Source organism: Streptomyces sp. NPDC058045 (assembly GCF_042885635.1).
GTDB lineage: Bacteria > Actinomycetota > Actinomycetes > Streptomycetales > Streptomycetaceae > Streptomyces.
Genome location: NZ_JBHVRR010000061.1, coordinates 1 through 17,070, shown reverse-complemented (window position 1 = coordinate 17,070; position 17,070 = coordinate 1). Strand labels below are relative to the sequence as shown.

Sequence of the window (17,070 nt, the reverse complement as noted above, 5' to 3'; positions counted from 1 at the left end):
CCGCCCGGCTCCGCACGGTGCGGCGAGGCCGTCGCCTACATGAGCCCGTATCTCACCTCAACTCCCCACCAGCGCACGGGATTTCGGAGCACCACGGCCACCGGCACCCAGCGCGGGCAGTATCGTCTCGGCCACCCGGTAGGCCTCCTCCAGGAGCGGGTTGCCGGAGAGGATGAAGGTGTCGACGCCCAACTCCAGGAATTCCTGGAGGCGTTCGACGACCTGGGCGGTCGATCCGACGACCGCCGTGCCGGGGCCCGGACGGAACAGGCTCATACCGGGCCACAGATTCGGGTGGGTCTCCAGTTCCCGGGCCCGCGCGGGAACCCTCCCGCCGTGCTGGCGGAACTGGCGCTGCCAGCCGACCCCGTCCTCGCCCTCCTTCAGGCCGAGTTGGCGCTCGTAGGTGGCTCGGCTGGTGACATCGAGGAGGTGGTCGGCGGCAGCCCACGCCGCGTCCTCGGTGTCCCGGACGATGAGGTGCAGACGCAGACCGATGCGCAGGGTGCGGCCGTACGCGGCGGCGCGCTCGCGGACGCGGTCGAGCTTCTCCCGGAGGAGGTGCGGGGGTTCGCCCCAGGTGAGATAGACGTCGACATGCTCGGCCGCCATCTCGATGCCCGGCGCCGAGGACCCGCCGAACCACAGCGGCACGTGCGGGGTCTGCACCGGTCGGAGGTCGCGGAACGAGGCGCCCGCGTTCCTCAGGTCGTAGAAGCGGCCCCGATGGTCGAACACCTCACCGGCCGTGAGGCGCTTGACGATCGACCAGTACTCGGCACTCAGTTCGTAGCGTGCGTCGTGCTCCACGTGCAGCCCGTACTCCTGGAGGGACCCGGTGGAGCCGTTGACGACGTTGAAGCGGAGCCGGCCGCCGAAGAGGGAGTCGAAGGTGAGGGCCATCTTGGCGAGCAGGGTGGGGGAGATCAGACCGGGGTGGACGGCCAGCAGCGGCTGGAAGGCCGTACTCGTCGAGGCCGCGAGCGCGCTGCCCAGCGGCCACACGTCGTAGAGGTCGGTGGCGAGCAACGCGCCCGTGTAGCCGAGGCGTTCGACGGTCCCGGCGAGCTGCTGGAGGTAGCCCAGGTCCACCGGGCGGCGCCCCTCCGGCTCCCAGGGGTAGGCACCTTCGCGGGGGACGATGTACCAGAGGACCTCGGGCGCGGCAGTCGATGTCATGAGCGGCGCTCCCCGGTGTGCGCGACGGCGTCCGCGACCGTCACGGGGTGGTCCACGAATCCGGTGCGCACGAAGATGTCCGCGGCCTGCTGCTGCTCGGCGAGGAAGGCGTCCGTCACGTCCTCGATGCGCCAGGGCAGTGCCCGCAGCGCCGTCTCCCAGTCGTCCACTTCGCCGCCCTGCTGCGCGGCGGCGATCCCGGCGGCCTCGCGGGGGTGTGCCTTCGCCCAGTCGTCCGCCCGCCGCAGGGCGCGGACCAGGGCGGTGATGATCTCCGGCCGCTGTTCGGCGAGGTCGCGGCGGCTGAAGAAGACGGAGCGGTCGGTGATGACGTCGGCCGTGCGCAGCAGCACCCGGACCCCGCCGGTGTGCAGGGCGGCGACCAGGCTTGCCCCCTGCGCCACCCAGGCGTCGATCTCCCCCGCGCGCAGCCGCTGTTCGCTGTCCTCGCCGGACCGTGCGGCCGTGATGTCGGTGGAGTAGGAGAGCCCCACGTCGTCCAGGGCCTTGGCGACGAGGTGGGTCTGCCAGGAGCCGACCGCGAGGTGCACGGTGGCGCCCTTGAGGTCGGCCGCGGTGTGGAGCGCGCTGCCGTCGAGGACCAGCAGCGCGCCGTGGTCGGGGCGTGGCGCGGACACGGCGGTGTAGACGATGTCGTGGCCGGCGGCCTGGGCGGTGACCGGCGGTGTGGAGCCGGTGCCGCCGAAGTCGATGACGCCCCCGGCCAGGAGTTCACCGGTACGCACACCGTCGGTGTACCGGTGGAAGGCGGGGGTCTCCCCGACGGTGGCCAACTCCTCCTGGGCGTAGTCGAGTCGGGAGAGGTGGAGGAGGGTCGGATTACTGGCGTGGACGCCGATGGTGATGGTCATTCAGCTGACTCCTGTCGGGAGGGGGGTGCGGGTGGCGGGGTGGACGCCGAGGTCGGCGAGGAGGCGGCGGCGCAGCTCCGCGGACCCGGGGTCGCCGGGGTCGCGGGGGCGTTCGACGGCCACGTGTGTGTCGGTGACGAGCCGCCCGTCGCGCAGGACGCAGACGCGGTCGGCGAGGCGGACGGCCTCGTCCACGTCGTGGGTGACGAGCAGTACGGCGGGGCGGTGGGCCCGGCACAGTTCGCCGACCAGGTCCTGCGTCCGGAGCCGGGTGAGGGCGTCCAGCGCGGCGAACGGCTCGTCCAGGAGGAGGAGTTGGGGTTCGCGGACCAGGGCGCGGGCGAGGGCGACCCGCTGGGCCTCGCCGCCGGAGAGGGTGGCGGGCCAGGCGTCGGCGTGCCCGCCGAGGCCGACCTCGGTGAGCGCGGCACGGGCCCGTTCCCGGGTGGCGCGGCCGGGCGGCAGGGCGACGGTGACGTTGGCGAGCACCTTCTTGGAGGGGATGAGACGTGGCTCCTGGAAGACGATGGTGCGGGCCCGCGGGACGAGGATCTCGCCTTCGTCGGCTCCGTCCAGCGCGCCGAGGATCCGCAGCAGGGTCGTCTTGCCGCTGCCGCTGGCACCGAGCAGCGCGACGAACTCCCCACGCCGCACGGTGAGTTCGATCCCGTCGAGCACCGTGCGGTCACCGAAGGCGCGGCGCAGGCCCGTGATACGGACGGCGGTGTCGGCGGTGTCGGCGGTGTCGCCGGTGGGGCCGGTCATCGCCCCGCCCCCTGTCCTGCCCCGCGCCACGGCATGAGGGTGTGTTCCAGGAGCCGGACGACGGCGTCGGCGGTCAGGCCGAGCAGCCCGTAGACGAGGATGCACACCGCGAGGACGTCGGTACGGGCGTAGCTCTGGGCCTGTGCCATCAGATAGCCGATGCCGGCCGTGGCGTTGATCTCCTCGGCGGCGATCAGGGCGATCACGCTGAGCGTCATCGACAGGCGCAGACCCGCGAGCAGCGAGGGCAGCGCCCCGGGCAGGACGACCTCGCGGATGATCGCCGGGCGGCTCATACCGAAGCTGCGCATGGCCTCGACGAGTCTCCGGTCCGCGTTGCGCACACCGCCGTATGTGGAGACGTACATGGGGAAGGTGGTGGCCACGGCGATGAGGAGGACCTTCGCCGTCTCGTTGATGCCGAACCACACCATGAACAGTGGCACCAGGGCGAGGAAGGGGATGGTGCGCAGTGTCTGCATGGCGGAGTCCAGCAGTTCGTCGCCGAGCCGGGTGAAGCCGGTGACCACACCGAGGGCCAGGCCCGCCGTCAGACCGATGGCGAGGCCGAGGCCGGAGCGGGTGAGTGACGCCGCGAGCGCGTCCGGGAGCTGCCCGTTGCTCCACAACTCCCGTACCGCGACCAGGACATGGGGCGGAGAGGCCAGGACGTCGCCGGTGAGGACACCGGTCGCGGAGGCCGCCCACCACAGGGCGAGCAGTCCGAACGGACCGAGCGCCCGGATCACCACGGTGTGGCTGCGGCGGCGCGGCCGGACGAGGGGCGGGCGGGGTGCCACCAGCGCGGTGGCGGGCGCCGTCATGAGAGTTTCTCCACGTCCAGGACGTGTGCCGCGACGTCCACCGTCGTCCTGGTGACCTTCTGCTCGGCGTAGAACCGGGCCACCGTCCGGAACCGCTCGATGTCGCCGCGGGTGACGGGTCCGACGGTGCCGCCCCGCCGGCTGATGTCGATCTGCGCCGCCTTGGCGGGACCGGTCAGGGCCTGCGGGCCGGTGTCCGTGTTCACGTTCAGGTATGCGGCCGGGTCACGCTTCTCCCGGGCGCTGGCGCGGTGCAGATAGGTGTAGAGCGCGCGGACGACCTCGGGATGCCGCTCGGCGAAGGCGGTGCGGACGGCGGTGAGGCTGTAGTTGTCGGAGCCGATCTCCTTGCCGTCGGCGACGAACTCCGCCTTGCCGGTGCCCAGTTCGGCGACCGAGTACGTCGCCCAGACCGCCCAGGCGTCGACCTTGCCGCTGTTGAAGACGGCGGCCGTCTGGTCGGGCCGCAGATAGACCCGCTTCACCTCGGAGGCGGGGATGCCGTGCGCGGCGAGGGCCTTCAGCAGGAGGTACTCGCCGGTCCCGCCCTGGTTGACGGCGACCTTCCGGCCGACCAGGTCCTTGACGGAGTGGATGCCGGACCCCTTCCTGACCAGGATGCCCTCGCCCGCGCCGTCGGGGGCGGTCGCGGTGAAGAACTTGAAGCCGGGGGCCTGGGTCAGGGAGGTGATGGCGGAGGTGACGGAACCGACGGCGATGTCGAGCTGGTCCGCGCTCATGGCCTGGGCGGCGGGCGCGAACGGCCCCGCACTGCCGGTCCACCGCACCTTCGCGTGGACCTTGGAGAGTGCCTTGTCGAGACTGCCGTCCTTCTTGCCGACCGCGAGGGCACCGGAGTTGCCGGGATCGGGGATGCGGACGGTGATCTGCTCGCCGTCCGCCTGCCCGCCGCCGGCCTCCGAGTTGCCGCACCCGGTGGCGAGAGCGGTGAGCGCCGCGGCTGCGGCGAGGGCGGAGACGGATTTCGGTATGCGCATGGTGGATGTCCTCAGAGCGTTCCGGAGGCGGAAGGGAGCAGTCGGGCGCGGCGCAGGGGCTCCGGATCGGCCCACTGCCGTACGTCGACGGGGGTGGGCAGGAAGCCGTGCGCGCGCAGTCCTCGTTCCTGCTCGGCGAGCAGGTCGAGGAGGTTCGCGGACAGGTCGGGGCGGAGGGCGCGGTGGGTGCCGGGGCGGTAGGCACCGGCGACGCCCTCGGCACCGGCCCCGGTCTCGGCGCCGAGGATGCGGGCGAGGCCGTCGGGGTGGTCCGCGGCCCAGTCGGCGGCGCGCAGCAGCACCGCGAGGAACCGGTCGACCAGGTCCGGACGCTCGTCCAGGAGGCGCTGGTGGACGGTGACGGGGCGCGGGGTCCCGTTGTTGATCCGGTGTGTACGGTCCGGCAACTCATCGAGTTCCACGGCGACTCGGGCCCCGGCACGGCGAGCCGCCTCCACCGCGACAGCGCCCTTGACGTACACGGCGTCGACGTCACCGCGCCGGAGTGCGGCCAGCTCCGCGGCCCACTGCCCGTGGTGTCCGGCGGCGGGTATCTCGACGAGGCGGACGTCGTCGAGGGTGAGACCCGCCGAGGCGAGAGCGCCTTCCAGGCCCCGCAGGGCCATGGCCCGCCAGAAGTCGATGGCGAGGGTGTGCCGGGGCACGGCGAGACGCAGCCCGCGCAGCGCCCCGGCCCCGCGCACCCGGCTCCCGGGCGCGACGAGGACCGTCTGCCGCTCCTCGATCCACGTCAGACCGATGAGCCGGGTCTGCTCGCCGAGTGAACGGGCCCAGAGCGCGGGCACGTTGCCGCCCTCGCGGATCAGACCGGGCAGGGCGTGCGTGTAGTGCGTCTGCCGGTCCACGTCGGGCGCGGGGTCCTGGAGGGACCGTACGGCGATGCCGTCGGCGGCGAACTCCTGGGCCAGCCAGTGCAGTTCGGCGGCGACGCCGGTGGCGGTCGGCACGGGGCAGCGGGTGAACCAGAGGGTGTCGGGAGCGGTGCGGGTGAAGACGTGCGTGGGCATGGCGGGTCCCGGGAGTCAGCGGGCAGGGGCACGCGGCTAGGCGTCAGGGCCTGCGGGCGTGTGCGAGGTCGTACGGGGAGAGCGCGCGGTGGTGTCTCAGACGCGGCGGGCGCGGAGACAGGAGGCGCTGGTCACACGGGCCAGGTCGATATGACGGCGCAGCGTGAACGCGGCCCGGACCGGAAGGACGGCGAGCGCGACACGGTCGGTGTGACGGGACATGGCGCGGCTCCCTTCTCCGGTACGGGATCGGTGGTGCGATGCCGGGCAGCCTGGCACGGTTCCCGAGACCGGGACAAGCGGCCGCCCACCATGTGGGAACCAGTGTGAACGCGGTGTTGCAACTGCCGCTTCACCTGCCCGGATTGCCGAAATCACCCCGTTTTCGCCCGTGGGGGGAGCGGCTCAGAGGCGGCGGGTGGCGAGGGTGAGGCGGTCCCGGGCGTCGAAGAGGGCGTCCTTCACCGACTGCTCGTGCGCCGGGGTCAGCCGCGCCACCGGCACCGAGCAACTGATCGCGTCCCGCGCCGGAGTCCGGTACGGCACGGCCACGCCGAAGCAGCGCAGCCCCACCGTGTTCTCCTCCCGGTCCACCGCGAAGCCCTGCTCGCGCACCTGGTGCAACTCCTCGATGAGCTGCTCGCGGTCGGTCCTGGTGTGCTCGGTCAGCGCGGGCAGGGTCGCCGGGAGCAGTGCCCGTACCTGCTCGTCGGTGTGTGTCGCCAGCAGTGCCTTGCCGAGCGAGGTGGAGTGCGCCGGGAGCCGGCGGCCGACCCGGGCGAAGGGCCGCAGATAGTGCTGGGACTGGCGGGTCGCCAGATACACCACACTGGTGCCGTCCAGGCGGGCCAGGTGGATCGTCTCCGCGGTGTCGTCGGACAGCCGGTCCAGGGCGGGCCGGGCGGCCGCCACCACCTCGTCCCCGTCGATGTACGCGGTGCCGACGAGCAGGGCCCGGACGCCGATGCCGTACCGGGTGCCGGTAGCGTCGGTCTCCACCCAGCCGAGGTCGACCAGGGTGCGAAGGAGCATGTACAGACTGGACTTGGGGTAGCCCACGGCCTCCTGCACGGCGGCCAGGGAGTGCATTCCGGGGCGTCCCGCGAAGTGTTCGAGCAACTCCACGGTCCGTACAGCGGACTTGACCTGCCCGCCGCCCGCTTCGCCTGCCGGCATCGCGCTTGACCCCTTCGTCGGCCTGGAAATATTCTCCGCACCAGGTTCATCATCAGAGACAGCGTTCAGCATATCGAACAGCCCTGGTGAGTGGCATACATCTGGAGGAATCCGCGGTGGCAGCAGCACCAGTCTGGAGTGTCGACCCCCGAACCGGGAAGGAGCGCGAGCAGGTCGCGGAGGAAGCCACCGCCGAGGAGATCGACGCGGCCGTCCGCGCCGCCCACGACGCCCGCGGCTCCCTCACCGACCGCACCGTGCGCGCCGCCTTCCTGCGCACCGCCGCCGACCGGCTGGAGTCCGCCCGCGAGCACCTGGTGGAGGCCGCCGACGCCGAGACCGCCCTCGGCCCCACCCGGCTCGCCGCCGAACTCGCCCACACCTGCTACCAGTTGCGCGCCTTCGCGGACACCGTGGACGAGGGCGCCTTCCTCGACGTGGTCATCGACCACCCGGACAGCACCGCCACCCCGCCCGTGCCGGACCTGCGCCGCTACCGGGTGCCGCTCGGCGTCATCGCCGTCTACTCGGCCTCCAACTTCCCCTTCACCTTCTCCGTGCCCGGCGGCGACACCGCCAGCGCGCTCGCCGCGGGCTGCCCCGTCGTCGTCAAGGCCCACCCCGGCCACCCCGCCACCTCCGAACTGGTCGCCGCCCTGCTCCGGCACGCCGCCGCGGCCCACGGCATCCCCGAGGCGGTACTCGGCCTGGTGCACGGCCTCGACGCGGGCGTGGCCCTGGTACGGCACCCGCTGATCGCCGGCGCCGGCTTCACCGGCTCGGTACGCGGCGGGCGCCTCCTCTTCGACGCGGCCGCCGCCCGCCCCGTCCCCATCCCGTTCCACGGCGAGCTGGGCTCCCTCAACCCGGTACTGGTCACCGAGGCCGCCGCCGAGGAGCGCGCCGAGCGGATCGGTACCGGACTCGGCGGCTCGATGACGCTCGGCGTCGGCCAGTTCTGCGTCAAGCCGGGCCTGGTCCTGGTACCCGAGGGCGCCGCCGGTGACCGCCTGCTGACCTCCCTCACCGAGGCCGTCAGCGACACCGAGGCGGGCGTACTGCTCGACCACCGGACCCGGGACACCTTCCTCACCGGAGTCACCGAACGCGCCCAACTCCCCGACGTGGAAAGCCCGGTGACCCCCGGCGCGGGCGGCGAGCACACCGTGGCCGCCGGATTCCTCACCGTGCCCGCCGCCCACCTCGCCACCCCGGACGGCGACCACGATCTGCTGCTGTCGGAGTGCTTCGGACCGGTCACCGTCGTCGCCCGCTACACCGACACCGCCGAGGCGACGGCCGTACTCTCCCGGCTGCCCGGCAACCTCACCGCCACCGTCCACCTGTCCACCGCGGAGGCCGCCGGCGAGGGCCGCGGCGCGGAGATCCTGGCCCAACTGACGCCGCTGGCGGGCCGCGTACTGGTCGACGGCTGGCCCACCGAACTGGCCGTCGCCCCCGCCCAGCACCACGGCGGCCCCTACCCGGCGACCACCTCCACCGCCACCTCCGTCGGCGGCACCGCCATCGACCGCTGGCTCCGCCCCGTCGCCTACCAGTCCACCCCCGAACCCCTCCTCCCCCCGGAACTCCACGACACCAACCCCTTGGGCCTGCCCCGCCGCATCGACGGACGACTGGAGCACTGGGAGCACTGAGGGGGGCGGCCCTGGTGATCGATATGGACGAGTACGGGCGTCAGGCCCGGATCGCGGAGGCCGCGGAATCGGTGTGGCTCAACAGGCTGGCCGACGAGGCCGAGGCGGAGGGTTCGGACGGTTCGATCTCGATCGAGGAGCTGGCCGCCGAGATCCGCGCCCGCCGGGACTGATCCGTGCGCGTCACGCGCCGCACTCCGCCTGCCCGGCGGTCCGGGAATGCCGGGGCGGAGTGTGCTGTTCCGGTGAGGGCGTGCGGAGATCGGCTCCGTGGTGTGTGGGAGGAGTCGTCGTGCGGGTGGAGATCTGGACCGATATCGCCTGCCCCTGGTGCTACGTGGGGAAGGCGCGGTTCGACAAGGCGCTGGCCGCGTTCCCGCACCGGGAGCAGGTCGAGGTCGTGCACCGGTCCTTCGAGCTGGACCCGGGGCGGGCCAAGGGCGACACCACCGAGGTCATCGCCATGCTGATGAAGAAGTACGGCATGAGCGAGGAGCAGGCCCGGGACGGCGAGCGGCGGCTCGGGGAGAACGCGGCCGCGGAGGGCCTGGAGTACCGCACCGAGGGACGGGACCACGGCAGCACCTTCGACCTGCACCGGCTGCTGCACCTGGCCCGGGAGCGGGGCCGGCAGGACGCGCTGATCGAGGCGTTCTACCGGGCGAACTTCGCCGAGGAGCGGTCCGTCTTCGGCGACGACGACCGGCTGGTGGAGCTGGCCGCCGCGGCCGGACTCGACCCGGCGGAGGCCCGTGCGGTGCTCGCCGACCCCGAGCGGTACGCGGACCGGGTACGGGCCGACGAGCAGGAGGCGGCCCAACTGGGCGCCACCGGCGTGCCGTTCTTCGTCCTGGACCGGGCGTACGGGGTGTCCGGGGCGCAGCCCACCGAGGTCTTCGCCCGCGCCCTCACCCAGGCCTGGTGCGACCGCGCCCCGCTCGACGTGGTGGGCGACGGCGGCGAGGTGTGCGGGCCCGACGGCTGTGCGGTGCCCGGCGCGGGGGCGAGCTGACCGCACGGCGACACCGCAGGTCACGGCGGGGCTATAAGGCAGGCTTCGGGGGAGTGGGCGGGACAACGCCGTGGACGTGGACGGTGGCCCCAAGGAGAGTGGGGGCATGGAGAGCTTCGAACACCGCCAGGACCCGACCGACGCCACCGCCCGCCCCGCCGCCCCCGAGGTGCTCGCCCGCACCGTGGCGGCCGAGTTCGCGCCCCGTACCACCTATCTGAACACCGCCAGTACCGGGCTGCTGCCGCGGCGGGCCGTCGACGCGATGCACACCGCCGTCGAGTCGGTGGCCGCCGGGCGGCCCGCCGATATGTTCGCCGACGTCGAAGCGGCCCGCGCCGCCTACGCCCGGCTGACCGGGGTGTCCGCGGACCGGGTGGCGGCGGGTGGCTCGGTCGCCGTCTACACGGGGCTGATCGCCCAGTCGCTGCCGGCCGGCGCCGAAGTCCTCACCGCCGAGGGCGACTTCAGCTCGGTGGTCAACCCGTTCCATGTCCGCCCCGACCTCAAGGTGCGGGCCGCGCCGCTGGAGGCGCTGGCGGACGCGGTGCGCCCCGGTACCGCGCTGGTCGCGGTGAGCGCGGCGCAGTCCGCGGACGGCCGGATCGCGGATCTGGCGGCGATCCGCGCCGCGGCCCGCGCCCACGGCGCCCGCACCTTCGTGGACACCTCGCAGGCCGGCGGCTGGTTCCCGGTGGCGGCAGGGGACGACGACTTCACCGCCTCGGTCGCCTTCAAGTGGCTGCTGTGCCCCCGCGGGGTGTCCTTCCTGACCGTGCCGGCCGACCTCGGCGGGCTCACCCCGGTCTTCGCGGGCTGGGTGGCAGGCGAGCACCCCTGGGACAGCTGCTACGGGCCGGTGGCCGAACTCGCCCGCAGCGCCCGCCGGTTCGACGAGAGCCCGAGCCTCTTCTCGTACGCGGGGGCGCGGGCCTCGCTGGGGATGCTGGAGGAGGTGGGGGTGGACGCGGTGCGGGCGCACGATCTGGCGCTCGCGGACCGCTTCCGCGCCGGGCTGGACCGGCTGGGGCTGCGGCCGGTGGCGGCGCCCGGCTCGCCCATCGTGTCGGTGCCCCGACTCGGCGCCCGGCAGCGGGAGTTGAGCCGCGCCGGGATCGAGGTGTCGGACCGCGCGGGCAGCCTGCGGGCCGCGTTCCATCTGTACAACTCGGCGGCCGACGTGGACCGGCTGCTGGACGCGCTGGACGGGTAGGGCCGTCCGGCCGGAGGGTCCGGAACGGTTCGAAGGGCCTGGCCCGCATCCTCGGGGATGCCGGCCAGACCCTTCGCGCTCGGGTGGCTACCGCTGCGGTGTGCGGCCGGCGGTCACTTCACCGGGGTGAAGTCCCGCGCCCCGATGAACTCCGGGCGCCGGACCGGCGCGGAGAAAGGTTCCACCGCCTCGTTGTGCACACTGTTGAAGACGATGAACACATTGCTGCGCGGGAACGGCGTGATGTTGTCGCCGGAGCCGTGCATGGCGTTGCAGTCGAACCAGGTTGCCGAGCCGGCGCGGCCGGTGAAGAGCCGGATGCCGTGCTCCGCCGCGAAAGCGGTCAGCGCCTCGTCGGAGGGCGTGCCCGCGTCCTGCATCTGCAGGGACTTCTTGTAGTTGTCCCTGGGCGTCTCCCCGGCGCAGCCGAGGAACGTCTTGTGCGACCCGGGCATGATCATCAGGCCGCCGTTGGTGTCGTGGTTCTCGGTGAGAGCGATCGACACCGACACGGTCCGCATGTTCGGCAGACCGTCCTCGGCGTGCCAGGTCTCGAAGTCCGAGTGCCAGTAGAAACCGGACGCTCCGAAGCCGGGCTTGACGTTGATCCTGGACTGGTGCACATAGACGTCCGAGCCGAGGATCTGCCGGGCGCGGCCGACGACCCGCTCGTCGCGGACCAGACCGGCGAAGACCTCGCTGATCCGGTGCACTTCGAACACCGACCGGATCTCCTGCGACATGGGCTCCACGATGGAGCGCTCGTCGGCACGGATCGCCGGATCGGTCACCAGCCGGTCGAGTTCACGCTTGTAGACCGCGACCTCGTCGTCGGTGAGCAGCGACTCGATGGGCAGGAAACCGTCACGCTCGAACGAGAGCAGGTCGGCCGGTTCGATCGGCCCCGGCTCGCCCGGCTCGCTCCAGACGACCGGATCCTGGCGCGGGACGGACACCTCGGCGGCGCCACGGCTCGGGTACAGGTCGGTGATCTTCTCGGGGGTGACGGTCATTGTTCAGCCCTCCTCGGTCAGCAGCGGGTACACACCGTTCTCGTCATGGTCCTCCCGTCCGGTCACCGGGGGATTGAAGACACACACGCACCGGAAGTCGGTCTTCGGGCGGAGCGTGTGGTGCTCGTGCCCGTCGAGCAGGTACATGGTGCCGGGAGCGATCCAGTGCTTCTCGCCGGTCTCCTCATTGGTCAGTTCGGCCTCGCCCTCCACGCAGAGCACGGCCTCGATGTGGTTCGCGTACCACATCCTGGTCTCGGTACCCGCGTACAGGACGGTTTCGTGCAGGGAGAAGCCGACCTTCTCCTTGGCGAGCACGATGCGCTTGCTCTCCCAGGTCCCCGACTCGGACTTGACGTGCCGGTCGGTTCCCTCGATGTCCTTGAACGATCGGACGATCACGTTGGTCGACGCCTCATCTCTGTGCTTCGTACCGCATCACGGTGCCGGACGCCAGGGGTGCCGGTCCGCGGGATGCGGTGTCTCTACTCGTCGGTGCCGTACGCACGGGAGGGGGCCACGGCCGGTCCGGCCGCGAGCCCCCTCACCGTACGGACCGTTCAGGCCGTTTCGCGTACGGCCCGGGCGAGGGTCCGCAGACCCTCGTCCAGCTCTTCGGGGGTGATCGTGAGCGCCGGGAGCAGCTTCACGACCTCGCTCTCCGGGCCCGAGGTCTCGATGAGCAGGCCCAGTTCGAACGCGCGCTGGGCGACCCGGCCCGCGCGCGTCTTGTCGGTGAACTCCACGCCCCAGACCAGACCGCGGCCCCGGAACTCCACGATGGCGCCGGGGTGCTCGTCGCGGAGCGCGCCGAGCGCCTCCTGCACCTGCTGGCCGCGGGAGAGCGTCTGCTTCTCCATGGCCGGGCCGTCGGTCCAGTACGTCTCCAGCGCGGCGGCGGCGGTGACGAAGGCCGGGTTGTTGCCGCGGAAGGTGCCGTTGTGCTCGCCGGGCTCCCAGATGTCCAGCTCCGGCTTGAACAGGCAGAGCGACATGGGCATCCCGTAGCCGCTGATCGACTTGGAGACGGTGACGATGTCGGGGGTGATGCCGGCCTCCTCGAAGGAGAAGAAGGCACCGGTGCGGCCGCAGCCCATCTGGATGTCGTCCACGATGAGCAGCATGTCACGGCGCTTGCAGAGGTCGGCCAGGGCGCGGAGCCACTCGGGCCGGGCCACGTTGATGCCGCCCTCGCCCTGCACGGTCTCCACGATGACGGCGGCCGGGGTGTTCAGGCCGGAGCCCTGGTCCTCCAGCAGCCGCTCGAACCAGAGGAAGTCCTCGACCTTGCCGTCCAGGTAGTGGTCGAACGGCATGGGTGTGCCGTGCACCAGCGGGATGCCGGCGCCGGCCCGCTTGAAGGCGTTGCCGGTCACCGCGAGGGAGCCCAGCGACATGCCGTGGAAGGCGTTGGTGAACGAGACGATGGACTCGCGGCCCTTCACCTTCCGCGCCAGCTTCAGCGCCGACTCCACGGCGTTGGTGCCGGTCGGGCCCGGGAACATGACCTTGTACGGCAGGTCCCGCGGGCGCAGCACGATGTTCTGGAAGGACTCCAGGAAGGCGCGTTTGGCGCTGGTCGACATGTCGAGGCCGTGGACGACGCCGTCCCGCTCCAGGTAGTCGATGAGGGCCCGTTTCAGTACGGCGTTGTTGTGGCCGTAGTTGAGCGAACCGGCCCCGGCGAAGAAGTCGAGGTAGGAGTGGCCGTCCTCGTCGTACATGCGGCTGCCCTGCGCGCGGTCGAAGATGGCGGGCCAGCCGCGGCAGTAGCTGCGCACCTCCGACTCCAGGGTCTCGAAGACGCTCAGGTCGGGCTGGGTGATGGTCACAGCGTGCTCCTGGTGGATTCCGGGGTGAAGGGGTGGTCAGGAGGCGTTCGGGGGTGAACCCGGGATCGCCGGGTTCAGAAGTCCAGGGGACCGATGCGGTGCAGGACCTCGGGGTCGTGCCCGCCCTCGGGGAACATCTCGGCGTCGAAGAGGACCTCGCGCTCCAGCGGCACGCCGTGCCGCTGGGCGAACGAGGCGAAGAGCCGTTCCGAGGGGGTGTTGCCGGGGGAGACCGTGGTCTCCATGCCGATCAGGCCGCGATGGTCAGAGACGCGGGCGGCCAGCCCGTCGAGGAGGGCTGCGGCCAGGCCTTTTCCGCGATGGCTCTCGTCCACCGCCACCTGCCACACCACGAGGGTGCGGGGGCGGTCGGGCCGGAGGTAGCCGGTGATGAAGGCCACCGGGTCGCCGCCCTGGTCGCGTGCCACCACGCTGGTGCCGGCGAAGTCACGGCACCACAGCAGGTAGCTGTAGGACGAGTTGAGGTCGAGGGTCTTGGAGTCCCGGGCGATCCGCCACAGGGCGGATCCGTCGGTCACCTGCGGATGGTCGAGCCGCAGGCCTTCGGGCATTTCCAGGAATTGCGGTCGCAGGTCTGCTTGTGCAGCGGTCATGTATATCGAATTTACCGAGCAATTCCTGAGATTGCATCGCCAGGGCGGGTTACGTCCCGGCGGATTGTGTGGTATCGCGCGGGCGCGATCCGGACAGTTTTTACCCGTGGGTAAGTGACGTTTTGTCTGGGATATTTGGGGCATGGCGGGCGCGTATGTTGAGTGCGTCACATGTGGGTGATCGGCTTGCGGTTGGCGGGAATTCTTCCTCGAAACCATGCCCAGAAAGGGGGGTTTAGCCTCCGGGAATCCGGGCAGGAGAATACGGGGAGTTACATCCGGATGAATTCAGAATTCTCGCGGCGGAAGTCCGTGCGGAATTCCGTATACGCCTGCCCTCAAGAATATGCGCGGCGCGTGTGCCCGATCGGACGCCCGTTCCGGCCCGTTTCCCAGGTGGCACCGCGTGCCCGGCGCCGACGCACCGCGGCCGCGGCCCCGGAGCGGGGTCGCGGCCGCAGGCGTATGCGGGCCGTCGGCTCAGCCCTGCCAGACGGCGGTGGCCGCGGCGCGGGCCGCGGCCAGGTCCACCGTTCGCCCCTCCTCGGCGAGTGCGGCGCCCAGCGCGGCCAGGCAGGCGTGGACGGTGCCCGGAGTGGCGTCGGCGCCGTAGTGGTTGACCCGGATCATCTCCGTGGCGAGGGCGCCGCCGCCCGCCACCAGCGGCAGTCCCGGATCCGCCGCCCGCGCCCGGGCGACCAGCGCCGAGGCGTGCACCCCGGCGGGCGCCCGCAGGGTGGTGGCCACCGGCGCCGCGTCCACGGCCCGGACCACATACGGGGCGAGGCCCCCGCCGAGCGCTTCCGCCCCGGCCCGGGTGGCGGCCGCCGCGGTGGCGTGCCGGGCCCGTACCGCGTCCGCGCCGTCGGCCTCGATCCGCGCCAGGCAGGCCCCCAGCGCCAGCATCTCCAACTGGGCCGGGGCGTGCGGCAGTACGGTGCGCCCGGCGTCGGTCCAGCGGTCCTTCCAGTCCAGCAGCGACAGGTACGAGTGGCGCGGGGCGCGGGGATTGGCCGCCATCCGCCGCCAGGCGCGCTCGCTGACCGACACCGCGGAGACGCCCGCCGGTCCGCCCATCGCCTTCTGCGCGCCGATGACACACAGGTCGACGCCCCAGTCGTCCGGCAGCAGCGGCTCCGCGGCCACCGAGGCCACCGCGTCCACCATGAACAGCGCGCCGTGCGCCCGGACCACCTCGCCGATCTCCGCCACCGGGTTGGTGTTGCCGGTGGCGGCCTCCGCGTGCACCAGCGAGACGAAGTCGGTCTCCGGGTGCGCCTGGAGTGCCTCGGCGACCTGGTCGGCGGTCACCGCGGTGTGGAACGGGACCGGCAGATCGTGCACGGTGGCGCCGCAGTCCCGCAGCCAGTCGCCGAAGGTCCGGCCGTAGGGGCCGGTGATCACGTTCAGGGCGGTGGTGCCGGGCCCGGCGGCGCCGCGGATGCAGGCCTCCAGCGGCAGCAGCGCCTCGCCCTGCATGACCACCACGTCCTGCGCGGTGCCCAGCAGCTTCGCCACCTGATCTTCGACCGCGGCGAACTGCGCCGGGCTCAACGGGGCCAGATCCAGAAGGGGATGCGTCACGGTGCTGCTCACTTCGCTGGTGGGTGCGGCCTGGGGGCGCCGGGGACGGGCCCGAGCGTAGTCCCCCTCGACGGCAGCCCCGCCGCGCCTCCTAAGCTGCCGGTATGAGCGCTTCAGCGGCGGGCGGGGACCCGGTACTGCATGTGACGGGGCGGGTCCTGGTGGGCCCCGACGAGGTACGGGACGAACTCTGGGTGGTGGACGGCCGGATCAGCTACGACCGGCCCCGGACCGCCCGCGACATCCGCACCGTCACCGGCTGGGCGCTGCCCGGGCTGGTCGACGCGCACTGCCATGTCGGGCTGGACTCGCACGGTGCGGTGCCCGCCGAGACCGCGGAGAAGCAGGCGCTCACCGAACGGGAGGTGGGCGCCCTGCTGCTGCGGGACGCCGGTTCCCCCTCCGACACCCGCTGGATCGACGACCGGGACGACCTGCCCAGGATCATCAGGGCCGGCCGGCACATCGCCCGCACCCGCCGCTACATCCGCAACTACGCCTACGAGATCGAGCCGGAGGAACTCGTCGCCTACGTCGGGCAGGAGGCGCGGCTCAGCGACGGCTGGGTGAAGCTGGTCGGGGACTGGATCGACCGGGACGCGGGCGACCTCACCGCCTGCTGGCCCAGGGACGCCCTGGAGGCGGCCATCGCCGAGGCGCACCGGCACGGCGCCCGGGTCACCGCGCACTGCTTCGCCGAGGACTCGCTCCGCGATCTGGTGGAGGCGGGCATCGACTGCGTCGAGCACGCCACCGGGCTCACCGAGGACACCATCCCGCTCTTCGCCGAACGCGGTGTGGCGATCGTGCCCACCCTGGTCAACATCGCCACCTTCCCCGAGCTGGCGGCGGGCGGCGAGCGCCGGTTCCCGCAGTGGTCGGCCCATATGCGCCGGCTCCACGAGCGCCGCTACGACACGGTGCGCGCCGCCCATGACGCCGGTATCGCGGTGTACGCGGGCACCGACGCGGGCGGCGGTCTCGCCCACGGCCTGGTGGCCGCGGAGGTCGCCGAACTGGTCACCGCCGGTATCCCCGCGGTGCAGGCGCTCTCCGCGGCCACCTGGGGCGCCCGCTCCTGGCTCGGCCGGCCGGGCCTGGCGGAGGGCGCCCCCGCCGATCTCGTCGTCTACGAGTCGGACCCGAGGGCCGATGTACGGGTGCTGGCCGATCCGAGCCGGGTGGTGCTGGCCGGGCGCGTGGTCGGCTAGGCCGTGTCGTTTGGATCTCCGTGGAACAAGGAGCGGGGTCTGGTGCGTGCTCTCGGTGTGCCGGCCGGACGCCCTCGTACTGGACGTACTT

Annotated in this window: 18 protein-coding genes; 5 read left to right on the top strand and 13 right to left on the bottom strand. The window is 72.3% G+C overall.

Annotated features, from left to right (window positions below; genetic code table 11):
* Positions 1-57: 57 nt before the first annotated feature.
* The 8 genes from ACFVST_RS25900 to ACFVST_RS25865 form a co-directional block, all read right to left on the bottom strand.
* The gene (locus ACFVST_RS25900; protein WP_390155991.1) at positions 58-1,179 is read right to left on the bottom strand and encodes an LLM class flavin-dependent oxidoreductase; all 1,122 of its coding nucleotides are present in this window, start codon (positions 1,177-1,179) and stop codon (positions 58-60) included.
* Positions 1,176-2,051: an ABC transporter substrate-binding protein gene (locus ACFVST_RS25895; RefSeq protein ID WP_390155990.1), complete on the bottom strand. Its 876-nt coding sequence runs from the start codon at positions 2,049-2,051 to the stop codon at positions 1,176-1,178. Before ACFVST_RS25895 ends, ACFVST_RS25900 begins: the two co-directional genes overlap by 4 nt.
* Positions 2,052-2,816, bottom strand: coding sequence for an ABC transporter ATP-binding protein (locus tag ACFVST_RS25890; protein WP_390155989.1), 765 nt, complete (start codon positions 2,814-2,816; stop codon positions 2,052-2,054). It abuts the gene before it with no gap.
* On the bottom strand, positions 2,813-3,640 hold the full coding sequence (locus ACFVST_RS25885; RefSeq protein ID WP_390155988.1) for an ABC transporter permease: 828 nt from the start codon (positions 3,638-3,640) through the stop codon (positions 2,813-2,815). The genes ACFVST_RS25890 and ACFVST_RS25885 overlap by 4 nt, the downstream gene beginning before the upstream one ends.
* Positions 3,637-4,638 (bottom strand): NrtA/SsuA/CpmA family ABC transporter substrate-binding protein, encoded by a 1,002-nt coding sequence (locus ACFVST_RS25880; RefSeq protein WP_390155987.1) that lies wholly within the window; start codon positions 4,636-4,638, stop codon positions 3,637-3,639. Before ACFVST_RS25880 ends, ACFVST_RS25885 begins: the two co-directional genes overlap by 4 nt.
* 11 nt (positions 4,639-4,649) lie before the next feature.
* Complete coding sequence (locus ACFVST_RS25875; RefSeq protein WP_390155986.1) at positions 4,650-5,666, bottom strand: ABC transporter substrate-binding protein; 1,017 nt, start codon at positions 5,664-5,666, stop codon at positions 4,650-4,652.
* Positions 5,667-5,762: 96 nt separating this feature from the next.
* A complete protein-coding gene (locus ACFVST_RS25870) occupies positions 5,763-5,888 on the bottom strand; it encodes a hypothetical protein (protein WP_390155985.1) in 126 nt (41 codons plus the stop codon).
* Between the two features lie 183 nt (positions 5,889-6,071).
* Positions 6,072-6,842, bottom strand: a complete 771-nt coding sequence (locus ACFVST_RS25865) for an IclR family transcriptional regulator (RefSeq protein WP_390155984.1) — start codon at positions 6,840-6,842, stop codon at positions 6,072-6,074.
* 116 nt (positions 6,843-6,958) lie between these two features.
* Between ACFVST_RS25865 and ACFVST_RS25860 the strand changes: the two genes are divergently transcribed.
* The 4 genes from ACFVST_RS25860 (at position 6,959) to ACFVST_RS25845 (ending at position 10,725) form a co-directional block, all read left to right on the top strand.
* Positions 6,959-8,500, top strand: a complete 1,542-nt coding sequence (locus tag ACFVST_RS25860; protein WP_390155983.1) for an aldehyde dehydrogenase (NADP(+)) — start codon at positions 6,959-6,961, stop codon at positions 8,498-8,500.
* Positions 8,501-8,514: 14 nt separating this feature from the next.
* Positions 8,515-8,673, top strand: coding sequence for a hypothetical protein (locus ACFVST_RS25855; protein WP_390155982.1), 159 nt, complete (start codon positions 8,515-8,517; stop codon positions 8,671-8,673).
* A gap of 119 nt (positions 8,674-8,792) precedes the next feature.
* On the top strand, positions 8,793-9,512 hold the full coding sequence (locus tag ACFVST_RS25850) for a DsbA family oxidoreductase (protein WP_390155981.1): 720 nt from the start codon (positions 8,793-8,795) through the stop codon (positions 9,510-9,512).
* A gap of 76 nt (positions 9,513-9,588) precedes the next feature.
* Positions 9,589-10,725, top strand: coding sequence for an aminotransferase class V-fold PLP-dependent enzyme (locus ACFVST_RS25845; RefSeq protein WP_390156002.1), 1,137 nt, complete (start codon positions 9,589-9,591; stop codon positions 10,723-10,725).
* Positions 10,726-10,838: 113 nt separating this feature from the next.
* Here ACFVST_RS25845 and thpD read toward each other — a convergent pair whose 3' ends face one another.
* The 5 genes from thpD to ACFVST_RS25820 form a co-directional block, all read right to left on the bottom strand.
* Positions 10,839-11,738 (bottom strand): ectoine hydroxylase, encoded by a 900-nt coding sequence (gene thpD / locus ACFVST_RS25840; RefSeq protein ID WP_390155980.1) that lies wholly within the window; start codon positions 11,736-11,738, stop codon positions 10,839-10,841.
* A gap of 3 nt (positions 11,739-11,741) precedes the next feature.
* Entirely contained in the window at positions 11,742-12,140 is a 399-nt protein-coding gene (locus ACFVST_RS25835) for an ectoine synthase (RefSeq protein WP_390155979.1), read from the bottom strand.
* A 158-nt stretch (positions 12,141-12,298) separates the two neighbouring features.
* Entirely contained in the window at positions 12,299-13,570 is a 1,272-nt protein-coding gene (ectB, locus tag ACFVST_RS25830; RefSeq protein ID WP_390155978.1) for a diaminobutyrate--2-oxoglutarate transaminase, read from the bottom strand.
* Positions 13,571-13,644: 74 nt separating this feature from the next.
* The gene (gene ectA / locus ACFVST_RS25825; protein ID WP_390155977.1) at positions 13,645-14,184 is read right to left on the bottom strand and encodes a diaminobutyrate acetyltransferase; all 540 of its coding nucleotides are present in this window, start codon (positions 14,182-14,184) and stop codon (positions 13,645-13,647) included.
* Between the two features lie 480 nt (positions 14,185-14,664).
* The gene (locus ACFVST_RS25820) at positions 14,665-15,768 is read right to left on the bottom strand and encodes a pyridoxal-phosphate-dependent aminotransferase family protein (protein ID WP_390155976.1); all 1,104 of its coding nucleotides are present in this window, start codon (positions 15,766-15,768) and stop codon (positions 14,665-14,667) included.
* A gap of 104 nt (positions 15,769-15,872) precedes the next feature.
* On the opposite strand from ACFVST_RS25820, the gene ACFVST_RS25815 reads away from it, so the two are divergent.
* Complete coding sequence (locus ACFVST_RS25815) at positions 15,873-16,979, top strand: amidohydrolase family protein (RefSeq protein WP_390155975.1); 1,107 nt, start codon at positions 15,873-15,875, stop codon at positions 16,977-16,979.
* Positions 16,980-17,070: the final 91 nt, after the last annotated feature.

Excerpts from the sequence above, each read along its gene's own strand:
- ACFVST_RS25880 (WP_390155987.1), bottom strand. The coding sequence starts at position 4,638 with ATGCGCATACCGAAATCCGTCTCCGCCCTCGCCGCAGCCGCGGCGCTC.
- ectA (WP_390155977.1), bottom strand. The coding sequence starts at position 14,184 with ATGACCGCTGCACAAGCAGACCTGCGACCGCAATTCCTGGAAATGCCC.
- ACFVST_RS25865 (WP_390155984.1), bottom strand. The coding sequence starts at position 6,842 with ATGCCGGCAGGCGAAGCGGGCGGCGGGCAGGTCAAGTCCGCTGTACGG.
- ACFVST_RS25815 (WP_390155975.1), top strand. The coding sequence starts at position 15,873 with ATGAGCGCTTCAGCGGCGGGCGGGGACCCGGTACTGCATGTGACGGGG.
- ACFVST_RS25870 (WP_390155985.1), bottom strand. The coding sequence starts at position 5,888 with ATGTCCCGTCACACCGACCGTGTCGCGCTCGCCGTCCTTCCGGTCCGG.
- ACFVST_RS25875 (WP_390155986.1), bottom strand. The coding sequence starts at position 5,666 with ATGCCCACGCACGTCTTCACCCGCACCGCTCCCGACACCCTCTGGTTC.
- ACFVST_RS25895 (WP_390155990.1), bottom strand. The coding sequence starts at position 2,051 with ATGACCATCACCATCGGCGTCCACGCCAGTAATCCGACCCTCCTCCAC.
- ACFVST_RS25900 (WP_390155991.1), bottom strand. The coding sequence starts at position 1,179 with ATGACATCGACTGCCGCGCCCGAGGTCCTCTGGTACATCGTCCCCCGC.
- thpD (WP_390155980.1), bottom strand. The coding sequence starts at position 11,738 with ATGACCGTCACCCCCGAGAAGATCACCGACCTGTACCCGAGCCGTGGC.
- ACFVST_RS25885 (WP_390155988.1), bottom strand. The coding sequence starts at position 3,640 with ATGACGGCGCCCGCCACCGCGCTGGTGGCACCCCGCCCGCCCCTCGTC.
- ACFVST_RS25890 (WP_390155989.1), bottom strand. The coding sequence starts at position 2,816 with ATGACCGGCCCCACCGGCGACACCGCCGACACCGCCGACACCGCCGTC.